This is a genomic window from Pseudomonas sp. PDM21 (genome assembly GCF_014852505.2).
Taxonomy (GTDB): Bacteria; Pseudomonadota; Gammaproteobacteria; order Pseudomonadales; family Pseudomonadaceae; genus Pseudomonas.
The window spans coordinates 1,186,826-1,205,376 of the sequence record NZ_CM181223.1; the positions used below are offsets into that span (position 1 = coordinate 1,186,826).

At 63.5% G+C, this 18,551-nt stretch carries 20 protein-coding genes and 1 other RNA gene; 16 read left to right on the plus strand and 5 right to left on the minus strand.

From position 1 onward, the window contains the following. Positions 1–3: 3 nt before the first annotated feature. A complete protein-coding gene (locus IB275_RS05705; RefSeq protein WP_192289980.1) occupies positions 4–1,041 on the minus strand; it encodes an NADP(H)-dependent aldo-keto reductase in 1,038 nt (345 codons plus the stop codon). Positions 1,042–1,287: 246 nt separating this feature from the next. Between IB275_RS05705 and rplM the strand changes: the two genes are divergently transcribed. The 7 genes from rplM (at position 1,288) to IB275_RS05740 (ending at position 6,083) form a co-directional block, all read left to right on the plus strand. Continuing rightward, positions 1,288–1,716, plus strand: coding sequence for a 50S ribosomal protein L13 (gene rplM / locus IB275_RS05710; protein ID WP_015475857.1), 429 nt, complete (start codon positions 1,288–1,290; stop codon positions 1,714–1,716). Positions 1,717–1,730: 14 nt separating this feature from the next. Then, a complete protein-coding gene (gene rpsI / locus IB275_RS05715) occupies positions 1,731–2,123 on the plus strand; it encodes a 30S ribosomal protein S9 (protein WP_015475858.1) in 393 nt (130 codons plus the stop codon). A 249-nt stretch (positions 2,124–2,372) separates the two neighbouring features. After that, a complete protein-coding gene (petA, locus tag IB275_RS05720) occupies positions 2,373–2,963 on the plus strand; it encodes a ubiquinol-cytochrome c reductase iron-sulfur subunit (protein ID WP_081517479.1) in 591 nt (196 codons plus the stop codon). Beyond that, complete coding sequence (locus IB275_RS05725; RefSeq protein WP_045209611.1) at positions 2,963–4,174, plus strand: cytochrome b; 1,212 nt, start codon at positions 2,963–2,965, stop codon at positions 4,172–4,174. The genes petA and IB275_RS05725 overlap by 1 nt, the downstream gene beginning before the upstream one ends. After that, complete coding sequence (locus IB275_RS05730; RefSeq protein ID WP_081517481.1) at positions 4,174–4,956, plus strand: cytochrome c1; 783 nt, start codon at positions 4,174–4,176, stop codon at positions 4,954–4,956. The genes IB275_RS05725 and IB275_RS05730 overlap by 1 nt, the downstream gene beginning before the upstream one ends. A gap of 93 nt (positions 4,957–5,049) precedes the next feature. Further along, positions 5,050–5,667 carry a glutathione S-transferase N-terminal domain-containing protein gene (locus IB275_RS05735; RefSeq protein WP_081517482.1) on the plus strand — a complete coding sequence of 206 codons (618 nt, stop codon included), beginning with the start codon at positions 5,050–5,052 and terminating at the stop codon, positions 5,665–5,667. Between the two features lie 11 nt (positions 5,668–5,678). Further along, entirely contained in the window at positions 5,679–6,083 is a 405-nt protein-coding gene (locus IB275_RS05740) for a ClpXP protease specificity-enhancing factor (RefSeq protein WP_081517483.1), read from the plus strand. 49 nt (positions 6,084–6,132) lie between these two features. Here the strand turns inward: IB275_RS05740 and IB275_RS05745 are convergent, their stop codons facing one another. The 4 genes from IB275_RS05745 to IB275_RS05760 are packed head-to-tail and all read right to left on the minus strand — an operon-like array spanning position 6,133 to position 9,518. Then, positions 6,133–6,711, minus strand: coding sequence for a BON domain-containing protein (locus IB275_RS05745; RefSeq protein ID WP_192289978.1), 579 nt, complete (start codon positions 6,709–6,711; stop codon positions 6,133–6,135). After that, positions 6,708–7,301, minus strand: coding sequence for a phosphoheptose isomerase (locus IB275_RS05750; protein WP_017518113.1), 594 nt, complete (start codon positions 7,299–7,301; stop codon positions 6,708–6,710). The genes IB275_RS05745 and IB275_RS05750 overlap by 4 nt, the downstream gene beginning before the upstream one ends. Positions 7,302–7,329: 28 nt before the next feature. Beyond that, positions 7,330–7,707 carry a YraN family protein gene (locus tag IB275_RS05755; protein WP_192289976.1) on the minus strand — a complete coding sequence of 126 codons (378 nt, stop codon included), beginning with the start codon at positions 7,705–7,707 and terminating at the stop codon, positions 7,330–7,332. Continuing rightward, a complete protein-coding gene (locus IB275_RS05760) occupies positions 7,704–9,518 on the minus strand; it encodes a penicillin-binding protein activator (protein WP_192289975.1) in 1,815 nt (604 codons plus the stop codon). The genes IB275_RS05755 and IB275_RS05760 overlap by 4 nt, the downstream gene beginning before the upstream one ends. Positions 9,519–9,644: 126 nt before the next feature. Here IB275_RS05760 and rsmI point away from each other — a divergent pair, with 126 nt between their 5' ends. From rsmI to mraY, 9 genes are all read left to right on the plus strand, one after another. Next, on the plus strand, positions 9,645–10,493 hold the full coding sequence (gene rsmI, locus IB275_RS05765) for a 16S rRNA (cytidine(1402)-2'-O)-methyltransferase (RefSeq protein ID WP_192289973.1): 849 nt from the start codon (positions 9,645–9,647) through the stop codon (positions 10,491–10,493). A gap of 40 nt (positions 10,494–10,533) precedes the next feature. Further along, positions 10,534–10,890: RNase P RNA component class A (gene rnpB, locus IB275_RS05770), an RNA gene on the plus strand. A gap of 307 nt (positions 10,891–11,197) precedes the next feature. Next, the gene (mraZ, locus tag IB275_RS05775; RefSeq protein WP_192289971.1) at positions 11,198–11,653 is read left to right on the plus strand and encodes a division/cell wall cluster transcriptional repressor MraZ; all 456 of its coding nucleotides are present in this window, start codon (positions 11,198–11,200) and stop codon (positions 11,651–11,653) included. A gap of 8 nt (positions 11,654–11,661) precedes the next feature. Next, positions 11,662–12,603, plus strand: coding sequence for a 16S rRNA (cytosine(1402)-N(4))-methyltransferase RsmH (rsmH, locus tag IB275_RS05780; protein ID WP_192289969.1), 942 nt, complete (start codon positions 11,662–11,664; stop codon positions 12,601–12,603). Further along, a complete protein-coding gene (gene ftsL, locus IB275_RS05785) occupies positions 12,600–12,893 on the plus strand; it encodes a cell division protein FtsL (RefSeq protein ID WP_192289967.1) in 294 nt (97 codons plus the stop codon). Before rsmH ends, ftsL begins: the two co-directional genes overlap by 4 nt. After that, a complete protein-coding gene (locus IB275_RS05790) occupies positions 12,890–14,638 on the plus strand; it encodes a peptidoglycan D,D-transpeptidase FtsI family protein (protein WP_192289965.1) in 1,749 nt (582 codons plus the stop codon). The genes ftsL and IB275_RS05790 overlap by 4 nt, the downstream gene beginning before the upstream one ends. Beyond that, positions 14,638–16,101, plus strand: a complete 1,464-nt coding sequence (locus IB275_RS05795; RefSeq protein WP_192224732.1) for a UDP-N-acetylmuramoyl-L-alanyl-D-glutamate--2,6-diaminopimelate ligase — start codon at positions 14,638–14,640, stop codon at positions 16,099–16,101. Before IB275_RS05790 ends, IB275_RS05795 begins: the two co-directional genes overlap by 1 nt. After that, on the plus strand, positions 16,094–17,458 hold the full coding sequence (locus tag IB275_RS05800; RefSeq protein WP_192289963.1) for a UDP-N-acetylmuramoyl-tripeptide--D-alanyl-D-alanine ligase: 1,365 nt from the start codon (positions 16,094–16,096) through the stop codon (positions 17,456–17,458). Before IB275_RS05795 ends, IB275_RS05800 begins: the two co-directional genes overlap by 8 nt. Continuing rightward, positions 17,459–18,541, plus strand: a complete 1,083-nt coding sequence (gene mraY, locus IB275_RS05805; RefSeq protein ID WP_081517491.1) for a phospho-N-acetylmuramoyl-pentapeptide-transferase — start codon at positions 17,459–17,461, stop codon at positions 18,539–18,541. Positions 18,542–18,551: the final 10 nt, after the last annotated feature.

The window sequence follows — 18,551 nt, forward strand, 5'->3', positions numbered from 1 at the left end:
CGATCAGGGGGCCGGGTTCGGCTGATCCTTGTGGATCGCCTCGATGCCGGCCAGCACCTCGTCGGAGAGCTTCAGCTCGAAGCTGCCGAGGTTGGCTTCCAGTTGTTCGAGGTTAGTCGCGCCGATGATGTTGCTGGTCACGAACGGTCGGCTGGTGACAAAGGCCAGAGCCATCTGCGCCGGGTCCAGACCGTGCTCGCGGGCCAGGGTGACGTAGCGGTCGCAGGCGCTGGCGGTCTGCGGGTTGGTGTAGCGGGTGAAGCGGCTGAACAGGGTAATCCGTGCATTGGCCGGGCGCGCGCCACCGAAGTACTTGCCCGAGAGCATGCCAAAGGCCAGGGGGGAGTAGGCCAGCAGGCCGATCTGCTCGCGGATGGCGACTTCTGCCAGGCCCACCTCGAAGCTGCGGTTGAGCAGGTTGTAGGGGTTCTGGATCGACACCGTGCGCGGCCAGCCGCGATCCTGGGCGATCTGCAGGAAGCGCATGGTGCCCCAGGGCGTTTCGTTGGACAGGCCGACGTGGCGGATCTTGCCGGCGCGAACCTGCTCGTCCAGGGCCTCCAGGGTGTCCTCCAGTGCGGTGAAGCTTTCTTCCTTGTGCTGGTAGCCCAGTTGGCCGAAGAAGTTGGTGCTGCGCTCGGGCCAGTGCAACTGGTAGAGGTCGATCCAGTCGGTCTGCAGGCGCTTGAGGCTGCCGTCCAGCGCCGCGACGATGTTCTTGCGGTCGAGCTTCGGCTGGCCGTCACGGATGTGGCTGATGGAATTGCCGGGGCCGGCGATCTTGCTGGCGAGCACCCAGTCGGCGCGATCGCCGCGCTGGGCGAACCAGTTGCCGATGATCTGCTCGGTGCGGGAGTAGGTTTCCGCGCGCGGCGGCACCGGGTACATCTCTGCGGTATCGATGAAATTCAGACCGGCGGCCTTGGCTCGTTCGATCTGGGCGAAGGCCTCGCTTTGCGTGTTCTGCTCGCCCCAGGTCATGGTCCCCAGGCAGAGGGCGCTGACTTTCAGTTCGGTGCGGCCGAGCGGGCGGTACTCCATGCAGGTCTCCTCATGAAAACAAGTGCGTAAGACGGTTGAAAATTCTGCCGGAATCTGCATAATTCCGCAGCCTTTCATCGGTGGGGGATGCCAAAGCCTGCCGATCGATACATCTAGTCGTTACGGACGCACACCGACCCGAGCCCCAATTCGTGTCTGTCTTCGGCTGTCCTTGACTTGTCAAGGCAACCACTGTCCAGTAAGATTCGCCGTCTTATTTTCAGGCGGCCCCTGAGGCTATAACGAATGAAAACTTATACCGCGAAACCAGAAACTGTTAAGCGCGACTGGTTCGTCGTCGACGCTGCTGGCCTGACCCTGGGTCGTCTGGCTACCGAGATTGCTACCCGCCTGCGCGGCAAGCACAAGCCGGAATACACCCCGCACGTTGACACCGGCGACTACATCGTCGTCATCAACGCCGAGCAGGTTCGTGTCACTGGCGCCAAAGCTACCGACAAGATGTACTACCATCACTCGGGCTTCCCGGGCGGTATCAAGTCGATCAACTTCGAGAAGCTGATCGCCAAGGCTCCTGAGCGTGTTATCGAGACTGCCGTCAAAGGCATGCTGCCGAAGAACCCGCTGGGCCGCGACATGTACCGCAAGCTGAAAGTGTACAAGGGTGCCAACCACCCGCACACCGCTCAGCAGCCTCAAGAACTGAAGATTTAACGGGATAGCTCATTATGTCGGCGACTCAAAATTACGGCACTGGCCGTCGTAAGACCGCTACCGCTCGCGTCTTCCTGCGTCCGGGCACTGGCAAGATCTCCATCAACAACCGCTCCATCGAGCAGTTCTTCGGTCGTGAGACCGCTCGCATGGTTGTCCGTCAGCCGCTCGAGCTGACCGAGAACACCGAGAAGTTCGATATCTACGTAACCGTCGTTGGCGGTGGCGTAAGCGGTCAAGCTGGTGCGATCCGTCACGGTATCACCCGCGCTCTGATCGAGTACGACGAGACCCTGCGCAGCTCGCTGCGTAAAGCCGGCTACGTCACTCGCGATGCCCGCGAAGTTGAACGTAAGAAAGTCGGTCTGCGCAAAGCGCGTAAGCGTCCGCAGTACTCCAAGCGTTAATACGACGCTTCGAAAAAAACGCCCAGATCCTTTGGACTGGGCGTTTTTTTATGTCTTCAATAAGTTCGTGCGGCAAGGTGTCGCATCCGCGCAAGCCGCGCGGGGCAAGGGTTCCAGGGGTTGCGTAACAGGCTATTACCTTGTCATCACAAGGGCTTTTCTTTACCATTTGGCGAATTTTTTGCGCGGCTCGAATTTTTACTTAAAAGCCTGATTTGAACAGGCTTGAAGCTGATGGGAGACGACTGAATGAGTAATGACGGCGTGAATGCAGGCCGGCGTCGCTTCCTTGTCGCGGCCACTTCGGTGGTTGGTGCGGCAGGAGCGGTCGGAGCTGCGGTCCCGTTCGTGGGGTCATGGTTCCCCAGTGCCAAGGCGAAGGCCGCTGGCGCGCCGGTGAAGGTCAACGTAGGGAAGATCGAGCCGGGCCAGCAGGTGATCGCTGAGTGGCGCGGCAAGCCCGTATTCCTGGTTCATCGCACCAAGGAAATGCTGGACGCGCTGCCGACCCTCGACGGGCAACTGGCCGACCCCGAGTCGAAGGCTTCGGACCAGCCGGCCTACGTCGATCCCAAGGTGCGCTCGATCAAGCCTGAACTGGCTGTGATCGTCGGCATCTGTACCCACCTGGGCTGCTCGCCGACCTTCCGCCCGGAAGTCGCTCCCGCAGACCTCGGTCCGGATTGGAAAGGTGGCTACTTCTGCCCGTGCCACGGCTCCCATTACGACCTCGCCGGCCGCGTTTACAAGGGACAGCCCGCGCCCCTGAACCTGCCGATTCCGCCTTATTCGCTTGATGGTGACGAGCTGACCATCGGTGTGGACCAGGAGAAAGCCTGATGAACAAGTTCATGGCTTGGGTCGATGCCCGCTTCCCCGCGACCAAGATGTGGGAAGACCATCTGAGCAAGTACTACGCCCCGAAGAACTTCAACTTCTGGTACTTCTTCGGCTCCCTCGCACTGCTCGTCCTGGTTAACCAGATCCTCACCGGTATCTGGCTGACCATGAGCTTCACCCCGTCGGCCGAAGAAGCTTTCGCGTCCGTCGAGTACATCATGCGAGATGTAGATTACGGCTGGATTATCCGCTACATGCACTCCACCGGTGCATCGGCGTTCTTCGTGGTCGTCTACCTGCACATGTTCCGTGGTCTGCTGTACGGTTCGTATCAGAAGCCCCGCGAGCTGGTGTGGATCTTCGGCATGCTGATCTACCTCGCCCTGATGGCCGAGGCCTTCATGGGCTACCTGCTGCCCTGGGGCCAGATGTCCTACTGGGGTGCCCAGGTGATCATCTCGCTGTTCGGCGCCATTCCGGTCGTCGGCGAAGACCTGGCCCAGTGGATCCGTGGTGACTTCCTGATCTCCGGTATCACCCTGAACCGCTTCTTCGCCCTGCACGTGATCGCGCTGCCGATCGTCCTGCTCGGCCTGGTCGTGCTGCACATCCTGGCGCTGCACGAAGTCGGCTCGAACAACCCCGACGGCGTGGACATCAAGAAGAAGAAGGACGAGAACGGCATCCCGCTGGATGGCATCCCGTTCCACCCGTACTACACCGTGAAAGACATCGTCGGTGTCGTGGTCTTCCTGTTCGTCTTCTGCACCGTGATCTTCTTCTTCCCGGAAATGGGCGGTTTCTTCCTCGAGAAGCCCAACTTCGAGATGGCGAACCAGTTCAAGACCCCCGAGCACATCGCTCCGGTTTGGTACTTCACTCCGTTCTACGCCATCCTGCGCGCCGTTCCGGACAAGCTGATGGGTGTTATCGCCATGGGCGCCGCCATCGCCGTGCTGTTCGTGCTGCCGTGGCTCGACCGTAGCCCGGTTCGCTCGATCCGCTACAAGGGCTGGCTGAGCAAGATCTGGCTGGTGATCTTCGCGGTTTCCTTCGTGATCCTTGGCTACTACGGCTCGCAAGCGCCGTCGCCGCTGGGTACCACGCTGTCCCGCCTGTGCACCATTCTGTATTTCGCCTTCTTCATCCTGATGCCGTTCTACACCCGGATGGAGAAAACCAAACCGGTTCCGGAAAGGGTGACTGGCTGATGAAAAAGCAATTCGCTGCATTTGTTCTGGCTCTGCTGCCTGTCTTCGGCTTCGCCGCCGAAGGCCATGGCCCGGCCCTGGACAAGGTCGATATCGACCTGACCGACAAGGCCGCCATGCAGGATGGCGCGCGTACCTTCGCCAACTACTGCATGGGCTGCCACAGCGCCAAGTTCCAGCGTTATGAGCGTGTTGGCCGTGATCTGGGTATCCCGGAAGAGCTGATGATGAGCCACCTGGTGTTCACCGGTGCGAAGATCGGCGACCACATGGACATCGGCATGAAGCCGGCCGACGCCAAGGCATGGTTCGGTGCTGCGCCGCCGGACCTGACTCTGGTGGCCCGCGTTCGTGGTGCTGACTGGCTGTACACCTACCTGCGTTCGTTCTACGAAGATCCCAAGCGCCCATGGGGCGTGAACAACAAGATCTTCCCGAACGTCGGCATGCCGAACGTGCTGGTGAGCCTGCAGGGTCGCCAGGTCGTCGGTTGCAAGCAGGTTCAGGTCGTCGAGGATGGCAAGAAGCAGTACGATCCTCTGACTGGTACCCCGCTGACCCACGAAGCCTGCGACCAGCTGACCATCGTGCCGAAATCCGGCCAGCTGACCGAAGCTCAGTTCGACGAGAAGGTGAAGAACCTGGTGACCTTCCTGGCTTATTCGGCTGACCCGAACAAGCTGGATTCTCACCGCATCGGCACCTACGTTCTGCTGTTCCTGGCCTTCTTCTTCGTATTCGCCTACCTGCTCAAGCGTGAATACTGGAAGGACGTGCACTAAGCACCACCCGTCGTAGTAACAAGCGCGCGCCCTACGGGGCGCGCGTGCGTTTTTCTACCTCCCACAAGAAGATCCTGCGAGGAGGCGCGCGGCATGGCCGCAATCAACAAGCTCACCTGTTTCTCCGACCCTTCCTGCCATTACAGCCATCGCGTGCGCCTGGTGCTGGCCGAGAAGAGCGTCGTCGCCGACATCATTGACGTGCCTGTCGGCAACATCCCGGCCAAACTCGCCGAAGTGAATCCCTATGGCAGCCTGCCGACCCTGGTGGATCGTGATCTCGCGCTCTACGAGTCGACGGTGGTCATGGAGTACCTAGATGAACGTTATCCACACCCGCCGCTGCTTCCGGTCTATCCGGTAGCCCGCGCCAACAGCCGCCTGCTGATGCACCGCATCCAGCGCGACTGGTGCAGCCTGGTGGATCGTATCCTCGATACCCGCCGCAAGGATGCCGAACGAGCCTTGGCGCGCAAGGAGTTGCGTGAGAGCCTGACTGGAGTGTCGCCGCTGTTCGCCGACAAGGCGTTCTTCCTCAGTGACGAGCTGAGCCTGGTGGATTGCTGCCTGCTGCCGATCCTCTGGCGCCTGCCGATCCTGGGCATTGAGCTTCCGCGGCCGGCGAAGCCTCTGCTGGATTACATGGAGCGGCAGTTTGCGCGGGAAACTTTCCGTGCGAGCCTGTCCTCTATCGAACGTGATATGCGCTAAGGAGCCTGATGATGAACTCCAGTCGTCCCTACCTCGTGCGAGCCCTCTATGAGTGGATCGTCGACAACGGCTGCACGCCGCATATCCTGGTTAATTCCGAGTACCCGGGTGTGCGGGTTCCGCCGGGTTATGCCAGCGACGGCCAGATCGTGCTCAACGTCTCGCCGACCGCAGTGCGCCACCTGCAGATGGACAACGAGGCGGTCAGCTTCGAAGGTCGCTTCGGTGGCGTTGCGCAGAGCTTGTACGTCCCGTCACAGGCGGTGATGGCCATCTACGCGCGGGAGAACGGCCAGGGCATGGTCTTCGATCTGGAGCCGCCGGTACCCACCGATGACGAGGACCTTCCCGATGACGGCCCCTCTGACGAGCCGCCGCGCCCCAGTGGCCGGCCGAGCCTCAAGGTGGTGAAGTAATAAAAAAGGCGACCCGAGGGTCGCCTTTTTCATGTCTGCAATCGAGTGATCAGTCGATGTACTCGAACAGGCGGACGATCTTCTGTACGCCGTCCACGCCCTGCACCACCTGGGTGGCCAGGTCGCCTTCCTTGCGGGTCACCAGGCCCAGCATGTAGACGATGCCGTTCTCGGTCAGGACCTTGATGCGGGTGGAGGGCACGTTCGCGTCAGCGAGCATCTGGCTCTTGATCTTGGTGGTCAGCCAGGTGTCGTTGCTGCGGGCGGCCAGGGAGGAGGGCTGCAGGATCTGCAGCTCGTTGTGCACGGTCTTGACCTTCTGCACTTCCTTGGCGGCCTGCTCGGCCTTGTTCTTCAGGTCGGCGCGGGGTGTCTGGCCGGCCAGCAGTACCACGCCGTTGTAGCTGATCACCACGACGTGGGAGTTGCGGTCGAGGTCTGCATCGGCCTTGGCGACGTTCACCGCCACCTTGGTTTCGATCAGCGAGTCGTCGATCTTGCTGCCAAGGGTGCGGGTGCCCTTGTCATCGTCGATCGGCTTGTCGCGGGTGGCGCTGACAAAGCTGCTGCAGCCACCCAGTGCCATGGTCACGGCCAGTGCGGCTGCGATCAGAGGGGTGCGGGTCATTCTTCACTCCCGAACAGTTGACGGTCGATTAGGTCGCACAGGCAGTGGATGACCAGCAGGTGGACTTCCTGGATGCGTGCGGTGACCTTGGCCGGAACGCGGATTTCCACGTCTTCGGGCAGCAGCAACGATGCCATGTTGCCGCCGTCGCGGCCGGTCAGAGCTACGACAACCATTTCGCGATCATGTGCGGCCTGAATCGCCTGAATGACGTTCGCCGAGTTGCCGCTGGTGGAAATCGCCAGCAGTACATCGCCGGGTTGGCCCAGGGCGCGGATCTGCTTGGAAAAGACTTCGTTGTAGCTGTAGTCGTTGGCGATCGAGGTGATGGTGGAGCTGTCGGTGGTCAGCGCGACTGCCGGCAGGCTCGGGCGCTCGCGCTCGAAGCGGTTCAGCAGTTCGGAAGAGAAGTGCTGGGCGTCGCCGGCGGAGCCGCCGTTGCCGCAGGAGAGAATCTTGCCCTCGTTCAGCAGGGCATTGACCATGACCATGCTGGCCTGCTCGATATGCGGGATGAGCACCTCGGTAGCCTGTTGCTTGGTCTCGATGCTGGCATGGAAGAGCTGGCGGATACGGGATTGCATGTCCATCAGGTGTGACCTTTCGTCGGGCGTCTGATCAGGTGTCAAAAGCGTTGGGAATCCAGTTCAATTGCCCTGCGGAGCCTGGGACGCGCGCGTCGATGGCGACGATGTCGAACCGGCAGGGATGACTGCTCCAGCGGGCGTTCTGTTGCAGGAAGAGTTCGGCGGAGATGGCCAGGCGCTGTCGCTTGCGCCAGTCCACGCTTTCCAGCGCTCCTCCCCAGGCCGAATGCCGGCGGGAGCGAACTTCGACGAATACTACTGTATCGCCGTCCAGCATGACCAGATCAAGCTCGCCTCGGCGGCATGTCCAGTTCTGCGCCAGGAGGCGCAATCCATGCTGTTCCAGGTGGGTCAGGGCGGCGGCTTCGGCCAGCCGCCCGGCTTTCTGGGTAGGGCTGTTGCCGATCAAATACCGCTGTTCTCCAGCGGCTGGACCTGGCCATTCTTGAACTCGGCCCAAGGCAGGCGGCGCTCAACGCGCTGACCGGCGCTGACGCTCAGGGTGCCGGTCAGGCCGTCCACCTGCATGCTCGGCACGGCCTTGAGTTCCGGCAGGCGCGGGGCCAGTTGGTAGGCGTCGGCACCCATGGCGTAAAGGCGGCCGAGGCTGCCGTTGGCTGCTGGCCACTGCGCGGCGACCTGCTGGCGCAGGGCGTTGTTCGGGTTCAGCAGCCACGGGGTCTCGCAGAAGCGGATGCCGTTCAGATCCTGGTCCTGCGCCGGGTTGTTTACGCCGGTGTACAGGTTGGAGGTGGCGTAGACGGGCAGGTCACCGGCGTACTGGAATGCCAGGGTCGGCTTGATCTGGCGGGCCTGCTGCGGGGTGGCGGCGAGGAAGATGAAGTCGATGTCCTGGCGGCGCGACGGCTGGGTGTCGACGCTGCTGTCGAGCACACCCTGTAGGCGCTTGGCGCGGCCTTCACTCTGGCGCAGTTGCAGCAGGTCGGCGATCTGGCGGGCCAGTTCCACCGGCTGGTCGACGTGCTCGGCGGCGATCAGGGTGCCGCCAGCGGCCTGCCAGTTGCGGCTGAAGGAGGCAAGTACGCGGTCGCCCCACTCACCGCGTGGCACCAGGGCCACGGCGCGGCGCATGCCGTCGTTCCAGGCGCGGTTGGCGACTTCGCGGGCCTCGTCCTCGGCGGACAGGCCGAACTGGAACAGTTGGGCCGGACCTTCCTGGTTGCCGTCGGCGTAATTCAGCGCCAGGGTGGTGATCGGCAGTTGCGGCTGGCTGCTCATCTGCTTGACCAGATTCTTCTCCAGCGGGCCTACGACCAGTTGTACGCCATCGGCCTGGGCCTGGCGGTAGAACTCGTCTAGCGAGCGCAGCTGGCTGCTATCGTAGAGCTTGATTGCCGGCTGCGCCTGGCCGCTCTGCTGGGCCTGGTAGTGGGCGGCGAGGAAGCCGTCCTGCAGAGCGCGAGCGACGGAGGCGAGCTGGCCCTGTTGCGGCAGCAGCAGGCCGATGGTGTTCAGCGGCTGGGCGGCGAGGGACTTCAGCTTGGTCAGGGCGTCCGGCAGTTGCTTGGCAGCCGGGTGATCCGGGTTCTGTGCGACCCAGTTGTCGATGTTCGACTGTTGTTCCTTCAGGGTCGAGGAAGACTTGGTGATGCGCGCCAGCTCCAGCCAGCCGTTCAGGTCGCCTTCGTTGCTGCTGGCCTGCATCTGGTCCAGGGGCAGGCTGGACACCAGTTTCCAGATTTCTTCATGGTTGGCCTTGCTGGCTTCGGCGTTCAGCAGAGGATCGATGAACACGCGCTCGCGGGCGGCACTCAGGGTCTGGCCGTCGGCGGCCAGGGCCAGGGATTTGACCATGCCGGCACGGGCCTGCAGGTCCACGGGCATTTCGCCCAGGCGCTGGAAGCTGGGGTTGTCGAAGGCTTTCAGGGCGGCCTTGGTCTTGTTGCGGGCGAGTTCGAGCTGGGCACGCAGGGTGCTGGCGAAGACCTGCTGGGCGGGCTTCAAGCTGTCCATCGGGATCTGATCGAGGATCTGCGTGGAGCGGCCGAGATCCTTCTGCTTGTAGGCCAGATCGGCAGCGGACAAGCGCAGGACGGCGGCTTCGTCCGGCTTGGCGGTGGAGGCCTGCTGCAGCAGCTGTTCGATGCTGGCGTCCGGGGTGCGCGGCAGTTCGCCGAGGTTGGACGACGGGGAGGATGCACAGGCGGCGAGCATGCCGGCCAGGAACAGAGCGGATAGCGGACGCAGGCGAGCGATCATGTCGGGCTTCTCGTGACGCATTCAAAGAGCTGCCGATTGTACCCAAGCGGCGAGGGTGGCGCGATGGCGGCTGCCGGAATCGGGATACAATGCGGCTTTTTCAGATACTTCCGGCGAGGTTAGCGCGTGACCCTTGGCACTCTCTATGTGGTGGCCACTCCCATTGGCAACCTGGACGACATCAGCGCCCGGGCGCTGAAGGTGCTGGCCGACGTGGCCCTGATCGCGGCCGAAGACACCCGTCATTCCGTGCGCCTGCTGCAGCACTTCGGCATCCAGACGCCGCTGGCTGCCTGCCACGAGCATAACGAGCGGGAGCAGGGTGGGCGCTTCCTCACCAAGCTGCAGGCGGGCGAGGATGTCGCGCTGATCTCCGATGCGGGCACGCCGCTGATTTCCGATCCGGGCTACCACCTGGTGCGCCAGGCGCGTGCGGCAGGCATTGCCGTGGTGCCGGTGCCGGGGGCCTGCGCGCTGATCGCCGCGCTTTCTGCCGCCGGCCTGCCGTCGGATCGTTTCGTCTTCGAAGGATTCCTGCCCGCCAAGGTCGCCGGTCGTCGTGGGCGCCTGGAGGCGCTGGTGGATGAGCCGCGCACCCTGATCTTCTACGAGGCGCCGCACCGTGTGCTGGAATGCATCGAGGACATGGCGACAATCTTTGGCGACGAACGGCCGGCGCTGCTGGCCCGTGAACTGACCAAGACTTTCGAGACCCTGAAGGGGCTGCCGCTGGGCGAGTTGCGCGAATTCGTGGCGTCCGACAGTAACCAGCAGCGGGGCGAATGCGTGCTGCTGGTGGCTGGAAAACCCGCGCCGGAAGGCGATGAGGCGGTGGACGCGCAGACTTTGCGGGTACTCGATCTGCTGCTGGCGGAGCTGCCGGTCAAGCGCGCTGCAGCGCTTGCCGCGGAGATCACCGGGGCACGCAAGAACCAGCTTTACCAGCTCGCACTGGAGCGCCAGGGCAAGGCTTGAGCTTGTCCTGAACGTCGTCAGCCGCTAATCTTGCGGACTGAGAGTCGATTGGACAGTCGCTGTTCCGTGGTGTTCCACCACGGGGTGGAGGAAAGTCCGGGCTCCATAGGGCAGAGTGCCAGGTAACGCCTGGGAGGCGCGAGCCTACGGAAAGTGCCACAGAAAATAACCGCCTAAGCGCGCAAGCGCCGGTAAGGGTGAAAAGGTGCGGTAAGAGCGCACCGCACGGCTGGCAACAGTTCGTGGCTAGGTAAACCCCACTCGGAGCAAGATCAAATAGGAACCCATTGGCGCGGCCCGCGTTGGGTTCGGGTAGATCGCTTGAGGCATGCAGTGATGTATGTCCCAGAGGAATGGCTGTCCTCGACAGAACCCGGCTTACAGATCGACTCTCACCACTTTCTCTCCACTTCTTCCCACATGACCATTTGTCGCTGACCGGAAGAAGCTACGAACTTAAGAAATCACTTTAAGTGTGAAAGCCCAGTGTTTTGAAAACACTGGGCTTTTCTCTTTCCTGGCGCGTCAAATTCCCTCCTCGAACCTCGCAAAAGCACGCTAAATCTCGGTCCTGTAAGGATTTTTCCCCTCTGGCTCGCCTTGACGGTGGGGAGCGCGGATTTCTATAGTGTGCGGAAGTGGTACGAAGTGGGTAAAAGTGGGATCAACAGGCATGGATAGCCAACCACAGGGGAAGCGCTGACGTGTTTCGCGGAGCTAACGCCATCAGTCTCGACGCCAAAGGGCGCCTCGCGATGCCGAGTCGGTATCGTGACGAGCTCGTTTCGCGTTGCAATGGCCAGCTCATCGTCACCATCGATGCCGTCGACACCTGCCTCACCGTATACCCCCTCCCTGAATGGGAACTCATCGAAGCCAAGCTGCGCGAACTGCCCTCGCTGCGTGAAGAAACGCGGCGCCTGCAGCGTTTGCTGATTGGTAATGCCGTTGACCTGGAGCTGGATGGCGCCGGGCGTTTTCTCATTCCGCCGCGCCTGCGCGAGTACGCCGGCCTGGACAAGAGGGCGATGCTGGTCGGCCAGCTGAACAAGTTCCAGTTGTGGGACGAAGACAAATGGAATGCGGTTGCCGAGGCCGATCTCGCAGCCATCAAAGAGCCCGGCGGCCTGCCGGATGAATTGCGCGACCTTATTCTGTGAGCCTGCCTGTGACCAGTACCTTCCAACACATCACCGTTCTGCTCGAGGAGGCCGTCGAAGCGCTGGCCCCCCTGGAGGGCGGCCGCTATGTGGACGGAACCTTCGGAAGGGGAGGGCACAGCCGGGCCTTGCTCGGCAAGCTCGGGCCGGGCGGTCAACTGCTCGGGTTCGACAAGGATCCCCAAGCCATCGCGACGGGAAAAACACTGGCGGCCGAAGACGGCCGCTTCGTCATTGTGCAAAGGTCCTTCGCCGAGATGGCGGAAGAGTTCACCGCGCGTGGCCTGCAGGGCAGCGTGAATGGGGTTCTGCTGGACCTTGGCGTGTCCTCGCCGCAGCTGGATGACCCCGAGCGCGGCTTCAGCTTCCTCAATGACGGCCCGCTGGACATGCGCATGAACCCGGACCAGGGCGTCAGCGCGGCGCAGTGGATCGCCACTGCGGCGGAAGACGAGATCGCCCGCGTGTTCAAGGACTACGGCGAGGAGCGTTTCGCCAAGCGCATGGCTCGCGCCATCGTGCAGCGCCGTGCGGAAGCGCCGTTCGAGCGCACCGCCGATCTGGCGGCCGTGATCACCGAGGCCAATCCGGCCTGGGAGAAGGGTAAGAACCCGGCTACCCGAGCCTTCCAGGGGCTGCGGATCTTCATCAATAACGAGCTGGGCGATCTGGAGCGGGGTCTCGAAGCCGCGCTGGAAGGCCTGGCCGTGGGCGGGCGCCTGGTGGTGATCAGTTTCCATTCGCTGGAGGACCGCATCGTCAAACAGTTCATGCGCAAGCAGGTGAAGGGCGAGGCGGACAACCTGCCGCGCAACCTGCCGATTCAGGTCAAGCCTTTTGACCCGCGCATGAAGCTGATCGGCAAGCCGGTCTACGCCTCCGAGGCTGAACTCAAGGCCAACCCGCGCTCGCGCAGCGCAGTCATGCGCATCGCGGAGAAGCTCAGATGAGCCGGCTCTTCTCCAAGCGCCTGCCGACCGGCAGCTTCTTCATGTTGCTGCTGTTCATCGGTGTGCTGCTGTCGGCCATCTCCGTTTCCTATAGCGCGTACTGGAACCGCCAGTTGCTCAACTCGCTGTACGCCGAGCTCAACATTCGCGACAAGGCGCAGGCCGAGTACGGCCGCCTGATCCTCGAACAGAGCACCTGGACGGCCCACAGCCGCATCGAGGGCCTGGCGACTGACCAACTGAAGATGCGCGTGCCCGATCCGACCGAAATCATCATGGTGGCGCCATGAGAGACCTGGCCGGCGCTCGCTATCCCTGGCGCTTCCGCGTCGTCATCGCCCTGCTGCTGGCGATGGTGGCGGCGATCGCCTGGCGGATCGTCGACCTGCACGTCATCGACCATGATTTCCTCAAGGGCCAGGGTGATGCGCGCAGCGTGCGGCACATCACCATTCCCGCGCACCGTGGCCTGATTACCGACCGTAATGGCGAACCGCTGGCCGTGAGTACCCCGGTTGCCACGCTCTGGGCCAACCCCAAGGAGCTGGTGCTCGAGCGTGAAAAGTGGGGCTTCCTCGCTGACGCCCTTGGCCAGCCCAAGGCGGCGCTGTCCGAGCGCCTGGACGCGAACGCCGACAAGGAGTTCATCTATCTGGTCCGTGGCCTGACTCCGGAGCAGGGCGAGGCCGTGATGGCCCAGGTGAAGGCCCATCGCATCCCTGGCGTCTATTCGGTTGAAGAATTCCGCCGCTTCTACCCGTCCGGCGAAGTCGCCGCGCAGGTGGTGGGCTTCACCGACGTCGACGACCGCGGCCGTGAAGGTGTGGAACTGGCCTTCGACAGCTGGCTGGCCGGCGTGCCGGGCAAGCGCCAGGTGCTCAAGGACCGCCGTGGTCATCTGATTCGCGATGTGCAGGTCACCCGCAACGCCAAGGCCGGCAAGACCCTGGCCCTGTCCATCGACCTGCGCCTGCAGTACCTCGCCAACCGCGAGCTGCGCAATGCGCTGGTGGAGAACGGCGCCAAGGCCGGCAGCCTGGTGATCCTCGACGTGAAGTCCGGCGAAGTGCTGGCCATGGCCAACCAGCCGACCTACAACCCGAACAACCGTCGCAACCTGCAGCCGGCGATGATGCGCAACCGCGCCATGATCGACGTGTTCGAGCCGGGTTCGACCATGAAGCCGTTCTCCATGAGTGCGGCGCTGGAAACCGGCCGCTGGAAACCCACCGACAAGGTCGAGGTCTACCCCGGCACCCTGCAGATCGGCCGCTACACCATTCGTGACGTGTCCCGTACCGAGGGGCCGGTGCTGGACCTGACCGGCATCCTGATCCGCTCCAGTAACGTGGGGATGAGCAAGGTCGCCTTCGATATCGGTGGTGAGGCCATCTACAGCCTGATGCAGAAGGTCGGCCTCGGCCAGGACACCGGCCTGGGCTTCCCCGGCGAGCGTGTCGGCAACCTGCCGAACTACCGGGAATGGCGCAAGGCAGAAACTGCGACCCTTTCCTACGGCTACGGCCTGTCCGTCACCGCTATCCAGCTCGCCCATGCCTATGCGGCGCTGGCCAACAATGGCCGCAGCGTTCCGCTGACCATGGTCCGTGCCGATCGTCCGGCCGAAGCCACCCAGGTCATCCCCGAGCCGGTCGCCAAGACCATGCAGGGCATGCTGCAACAAGTGATCGAAGCGCCGAACGGCGTGTACCGCGCCCAGGTGCCGGGTTACCACGTTGCCGGCAAGTCCGGTACCGCGCGCAAGACCGCGACCGGCGCCAAGGGCTATGCCGAAAACTCCTACCGCTCCCTGTTCGCCGGCTTCGCGCCAATGAACAACCCGCGCTACGTCGCCGTGGTGGTCATCGATGAACCCAGCAAGGCCGGCTACTTCGGTGGTCTGGTCTCCGCGCCGGTGTTCAGCAAGGTGATGTCCGGCACGCTGCGCCTGATGAACGTGCCGCCGGACAACCTGCCGGCGACCCCGCAGCAACAAGCTGATGCTGCGCCCGCTGCCAAAGGAGGGCGTGGCTGATGCCGATGAGCCTGAATCAACTGCTGCCGCAAGCCGAAAGTGGCGAACTGATCCGTGAGCTGACCCTGGACAGCCGCACCGTCAAGCCGGGCGACCTGTTCCTGGCTGTGCCGGGTGGCCGTCAGGACGGCCGCGGGCACATTGCCGCCGCGCTCACCCAGGGTGCAGCCGCTGTCGCCTATGAAGCAGAGGGGGCTGTAGACCTGCCACCCAGCGATGTGCCGATGATTGCCATCAAGGGCCTCGCCAAGCAGCTGTCCGCTATCGCCGGGCGCTTCTACGGCGAACCCAGCCGTGGCGTCGAACTGGTCGGCGTGACCGGCACCAACGGCAAGACCAGCGTCAGCCAGCTGGTGGCCCAGGCGCTGGACCTGCTCGGCGAACGCTGTGGCATCGTCGGCACCCTCGGCACCGGTTTCTATGGCGCGCTGGAAAGCGGTCGCCACACCACGCCTGACCCGCTTGCCGTGCAGGCGACCCTGGCACGCCTGAAACAGGCTGGCGCCAAGGCCGTTGCCATGGAAGTGTCCTCCCACGGCCTGGAACAGGGCCGCGTTGCGGCGCTGGGCTTCGATGTGGCGGTGTTCACCAACCTGTCCCGCGACCATCTGGACTACCACGGCTCGATGGAAGCCTACGGCGCCGCCAAGGCCAAGCTGTTCGCCTGGCAAGGCCTGCGTTGCCGGGTGATCAACCTGGACGACGACTTCGGCCGCCAGCTGGCTGCCGAGTCCCAAGAATCCCGACTGATGGGTTACAGCCTGAGCGACCCGTCGGCCTACATCTATTGCCGCGAAGCCACCTTCAGCGATGCCGGCGTGCAAGCGCAGATCGTCACCCCGCAGGGCGAAGGCCTCCTGCGCAGCTCGCTGCTGGGCAAGTTCAACCTGAGCAACCTGCTGGCCGTGGTCGGCGCTCTGCTGGGGCTGGACTACCCGCTGGGCGACGTGCTCAAGGTGCTGCCGCAGCTGGAAGGGCCGATCGGCCGCATGCAGCGCCTGGGCGGCGGTGAAAAACCGCTGGTCGTTGTGGACTACGCCCACACTCCGGACGCGCTGGAGAAAGTCCTGCTGGCCCTGCGTCCGCACGTACATGGCCAGCTGCTTTGCCTGTTCGGCTGCGGCGGCGACCGTGACAGCGGCAAGCGCCCGATCATGGCGCAGATCGCCGAACAGCATGCCGACCGCGTGCTGGTTACCGATGACAACCCGCGCACCGAGAAGAGCGAGGCGATCATCGCCGACATCCGTACCGGTTTCGCCAAGCCCGAAGCGGTCGAGTTCGTGCCCGGCCGCGGCGAAGCCATCGCTCGCCTGATCGCCGCTGCCGGCGTCGATGACGTCGTGCTGCTGGCCGGCAAGGGGCATGAGGATTACCAGGAGATCGACGGTGTTCGCCACCCGTTCTCCGATCTGGAACAAGCCGCCAAGGCGCTGGCTGCCTGGGAGGTGAAGCGTGCTTAAACCCCTTTCGCTCAACGAGGTCGCTGGTGCGCTGCAAGGCCGTGTGGTCGGCGCCGACACCAGCTTCGACGCCGTGAGCACCGACAGCCGCGCCATCGTGCCCGGCCAGCTGTTCATTGCCCTGACCGGTCCGCGTTTCGACGGCCACGACTACCTGGCTGACGTCGCCGCCAAGGGCGCGGTTGCTGCCCTGGTCGAGCGCGAAGTCGCCGGTGCGCCGCTGCCGCAACTGATCGTGGCAGATACCCGTATCGCGCTGGGCCAGCTTGGCGCGCTGAACCGTGCTGCCTTTACCGGTCGCGTCGCGGCTGTGACGGGCTCCAGCGGCAAGACCACCGTGAAGGAGATGCTTGCCAGCATCCTGCGGACCCAGGGCGAAGTCCTGGCGACCCGCGGCAACCTGAACAACGACCTCGGCGCACCGCTGACCCTGTTGCAGCTGGCGCCTGAGCACAAGAGCGCAGTCATCGAACTGGGCGCCAACCGTGTCGGCGAGATCGCCTACACCGTTGCGTTGACCCGCCCGCAGGTCGCCATCATCACCAACGCCGGCACCGCCCACGTGGGTGAGTTCGGCGGCCAGGACAAGATCGTCCTGGCCAAGGGAGAGATTCTCGAGGGGCTGGCTGCCGACGGCGTGGCCATCCTCAATCGCGACGACAAGGCCTTTGATACCTGGCAGACCCGTGCTGCCGGTCGCCGTATCTCCAGTTTCGGCCTGCACGATGCGCGCGCCGATTTCAGCGCCAGCGATGTAAAGCGTGATGCTCGTGGTTGCCCGGGTTTCACCCTGCAGGGCCCGGCCGGCGAGGCTGCCGTCCAGCTGAATCTGCTGGGTGAGCACAACGTCACGAATGCGCTGGCCGCTGCCGCAGCCGCTCATGCCCTTGGCGTGCCGCTGGTCGGGATCGTTTCCGGCCTGCAGAACCTGCAGCCGGTCAAGGGTCGCGCCGTAGCCCAGCTGGCGACGAATGGCATGCGTGTGATCGACGACAGCTACAACGCCAACCCGGCTTCAATCTGCGCGGCGATTGATATACTCGCCGGCTTTTCCGGCCGGACCGTCCTGGTCCTCGGGGACATGGGCGAGCTGGGCGCGTGGGCGGAATCTTCCCACCGCGAAGTGGGAACCTACGCCATTGGCAAAGTCACCGCGCTCTATGCCGTCGGACCGTTGATGAGCCACGCCGTGCAGGCGTTCGGTTCCGCGGGCCGGCACTTCGCCGATCAGGCCAGCCTGATCAGCGCCCTGGCCGACGAAGCATCGACCACCACCATTCTGATCAAGGGTTCCCGCAGCGCGGCGATGGACAAGGTCGTCGCGGCGCTGTGTGGTTCCTCCGAGGAGATTCACTAAATGCTGCTGCTGCTCGCCGAGTACCTGCAACAGTTCTACAAGGGCTTCGGCGTCTTCCAGTACCTGACCCTGCGCGGCATCCTGAGTGTGCTGACCGCGCTCGCCCTGTCGCTCTGGCTGGGCCCGTGGATGATCCGCACCCTGCAGATCCGCCAGATCGGCCAGTCCGTGCGCAACGACGGCCCGCAATCGCACCTGTCCAAGAAGGGCACGCCGACGATGGGTGGCGCGCTGATCCTCACCGCCATCGCCATCAGCACGCTGCTGTGGTCCGACTGGTCGAACCGTTACGTCTGGGTCGTGCTGGCCGTGACCCTGCTGTTCGGCGCCATCGGCTGGGTGGATGACTACCGCAAGGTAATCGAGAAGAACTCCCGCGGCCTGCCGAGCCGCTGGAAGTATTTCTGGCAGTCGGTATTCGGCCTGGGCGCGGCGATCTTCCTCTATATGACTGCCGAGACGCCGGTCGAGACTACCCTCATCGTGCCGATGCTGAAGAACGTCGAGATCCCGCTGGGCATCTTCTTCGTGGTGCTGACCTACTTCGTGATCGTCGGCTCCAGCAACGCGGTGAACCTGACCGACGGCCTCGACGGCCTGGCGATCATGCCCACCGTGATGGTCGGCGGCGCGCTGGGGATCTTCTGCTACCTGTCGGGCAACATCAAATTCGCCGAATACCTGTTCATCCCGAGTGTGCCGGGCGCGGGCGAGCTGATCATCTTCTGCGGCGCCATCGTCGGCGCAGGGTTGGGCTTCCTCTGGTTCAACACCTACCCGGCCCAGGTGTTCATGGGTGACGTCGGCGCGCTGGCGCTGGGCGCCGCGCTGGGCACCATCGCCGTGATCGTCCGCCAGGAAATCGTGCTGTTCATCATGGGTGGCGTGTTCGTCATGGAAACCCTGTCGGTGGTGATCCAGGTCGCCTCCTTCAAGTTGACCGGCAAGCGGGTGTTCCGCATGGCGCCGATCCACCACCACTTCGAACTCAAAGGCTGGCCTGAACCGCGCGTGATCGTGCGCTTCTGGATCATCACGGTGATTCTCGTGCTGATCGGCCTGGCCACGTTGAAACTGCGTTGAGGACTGATCG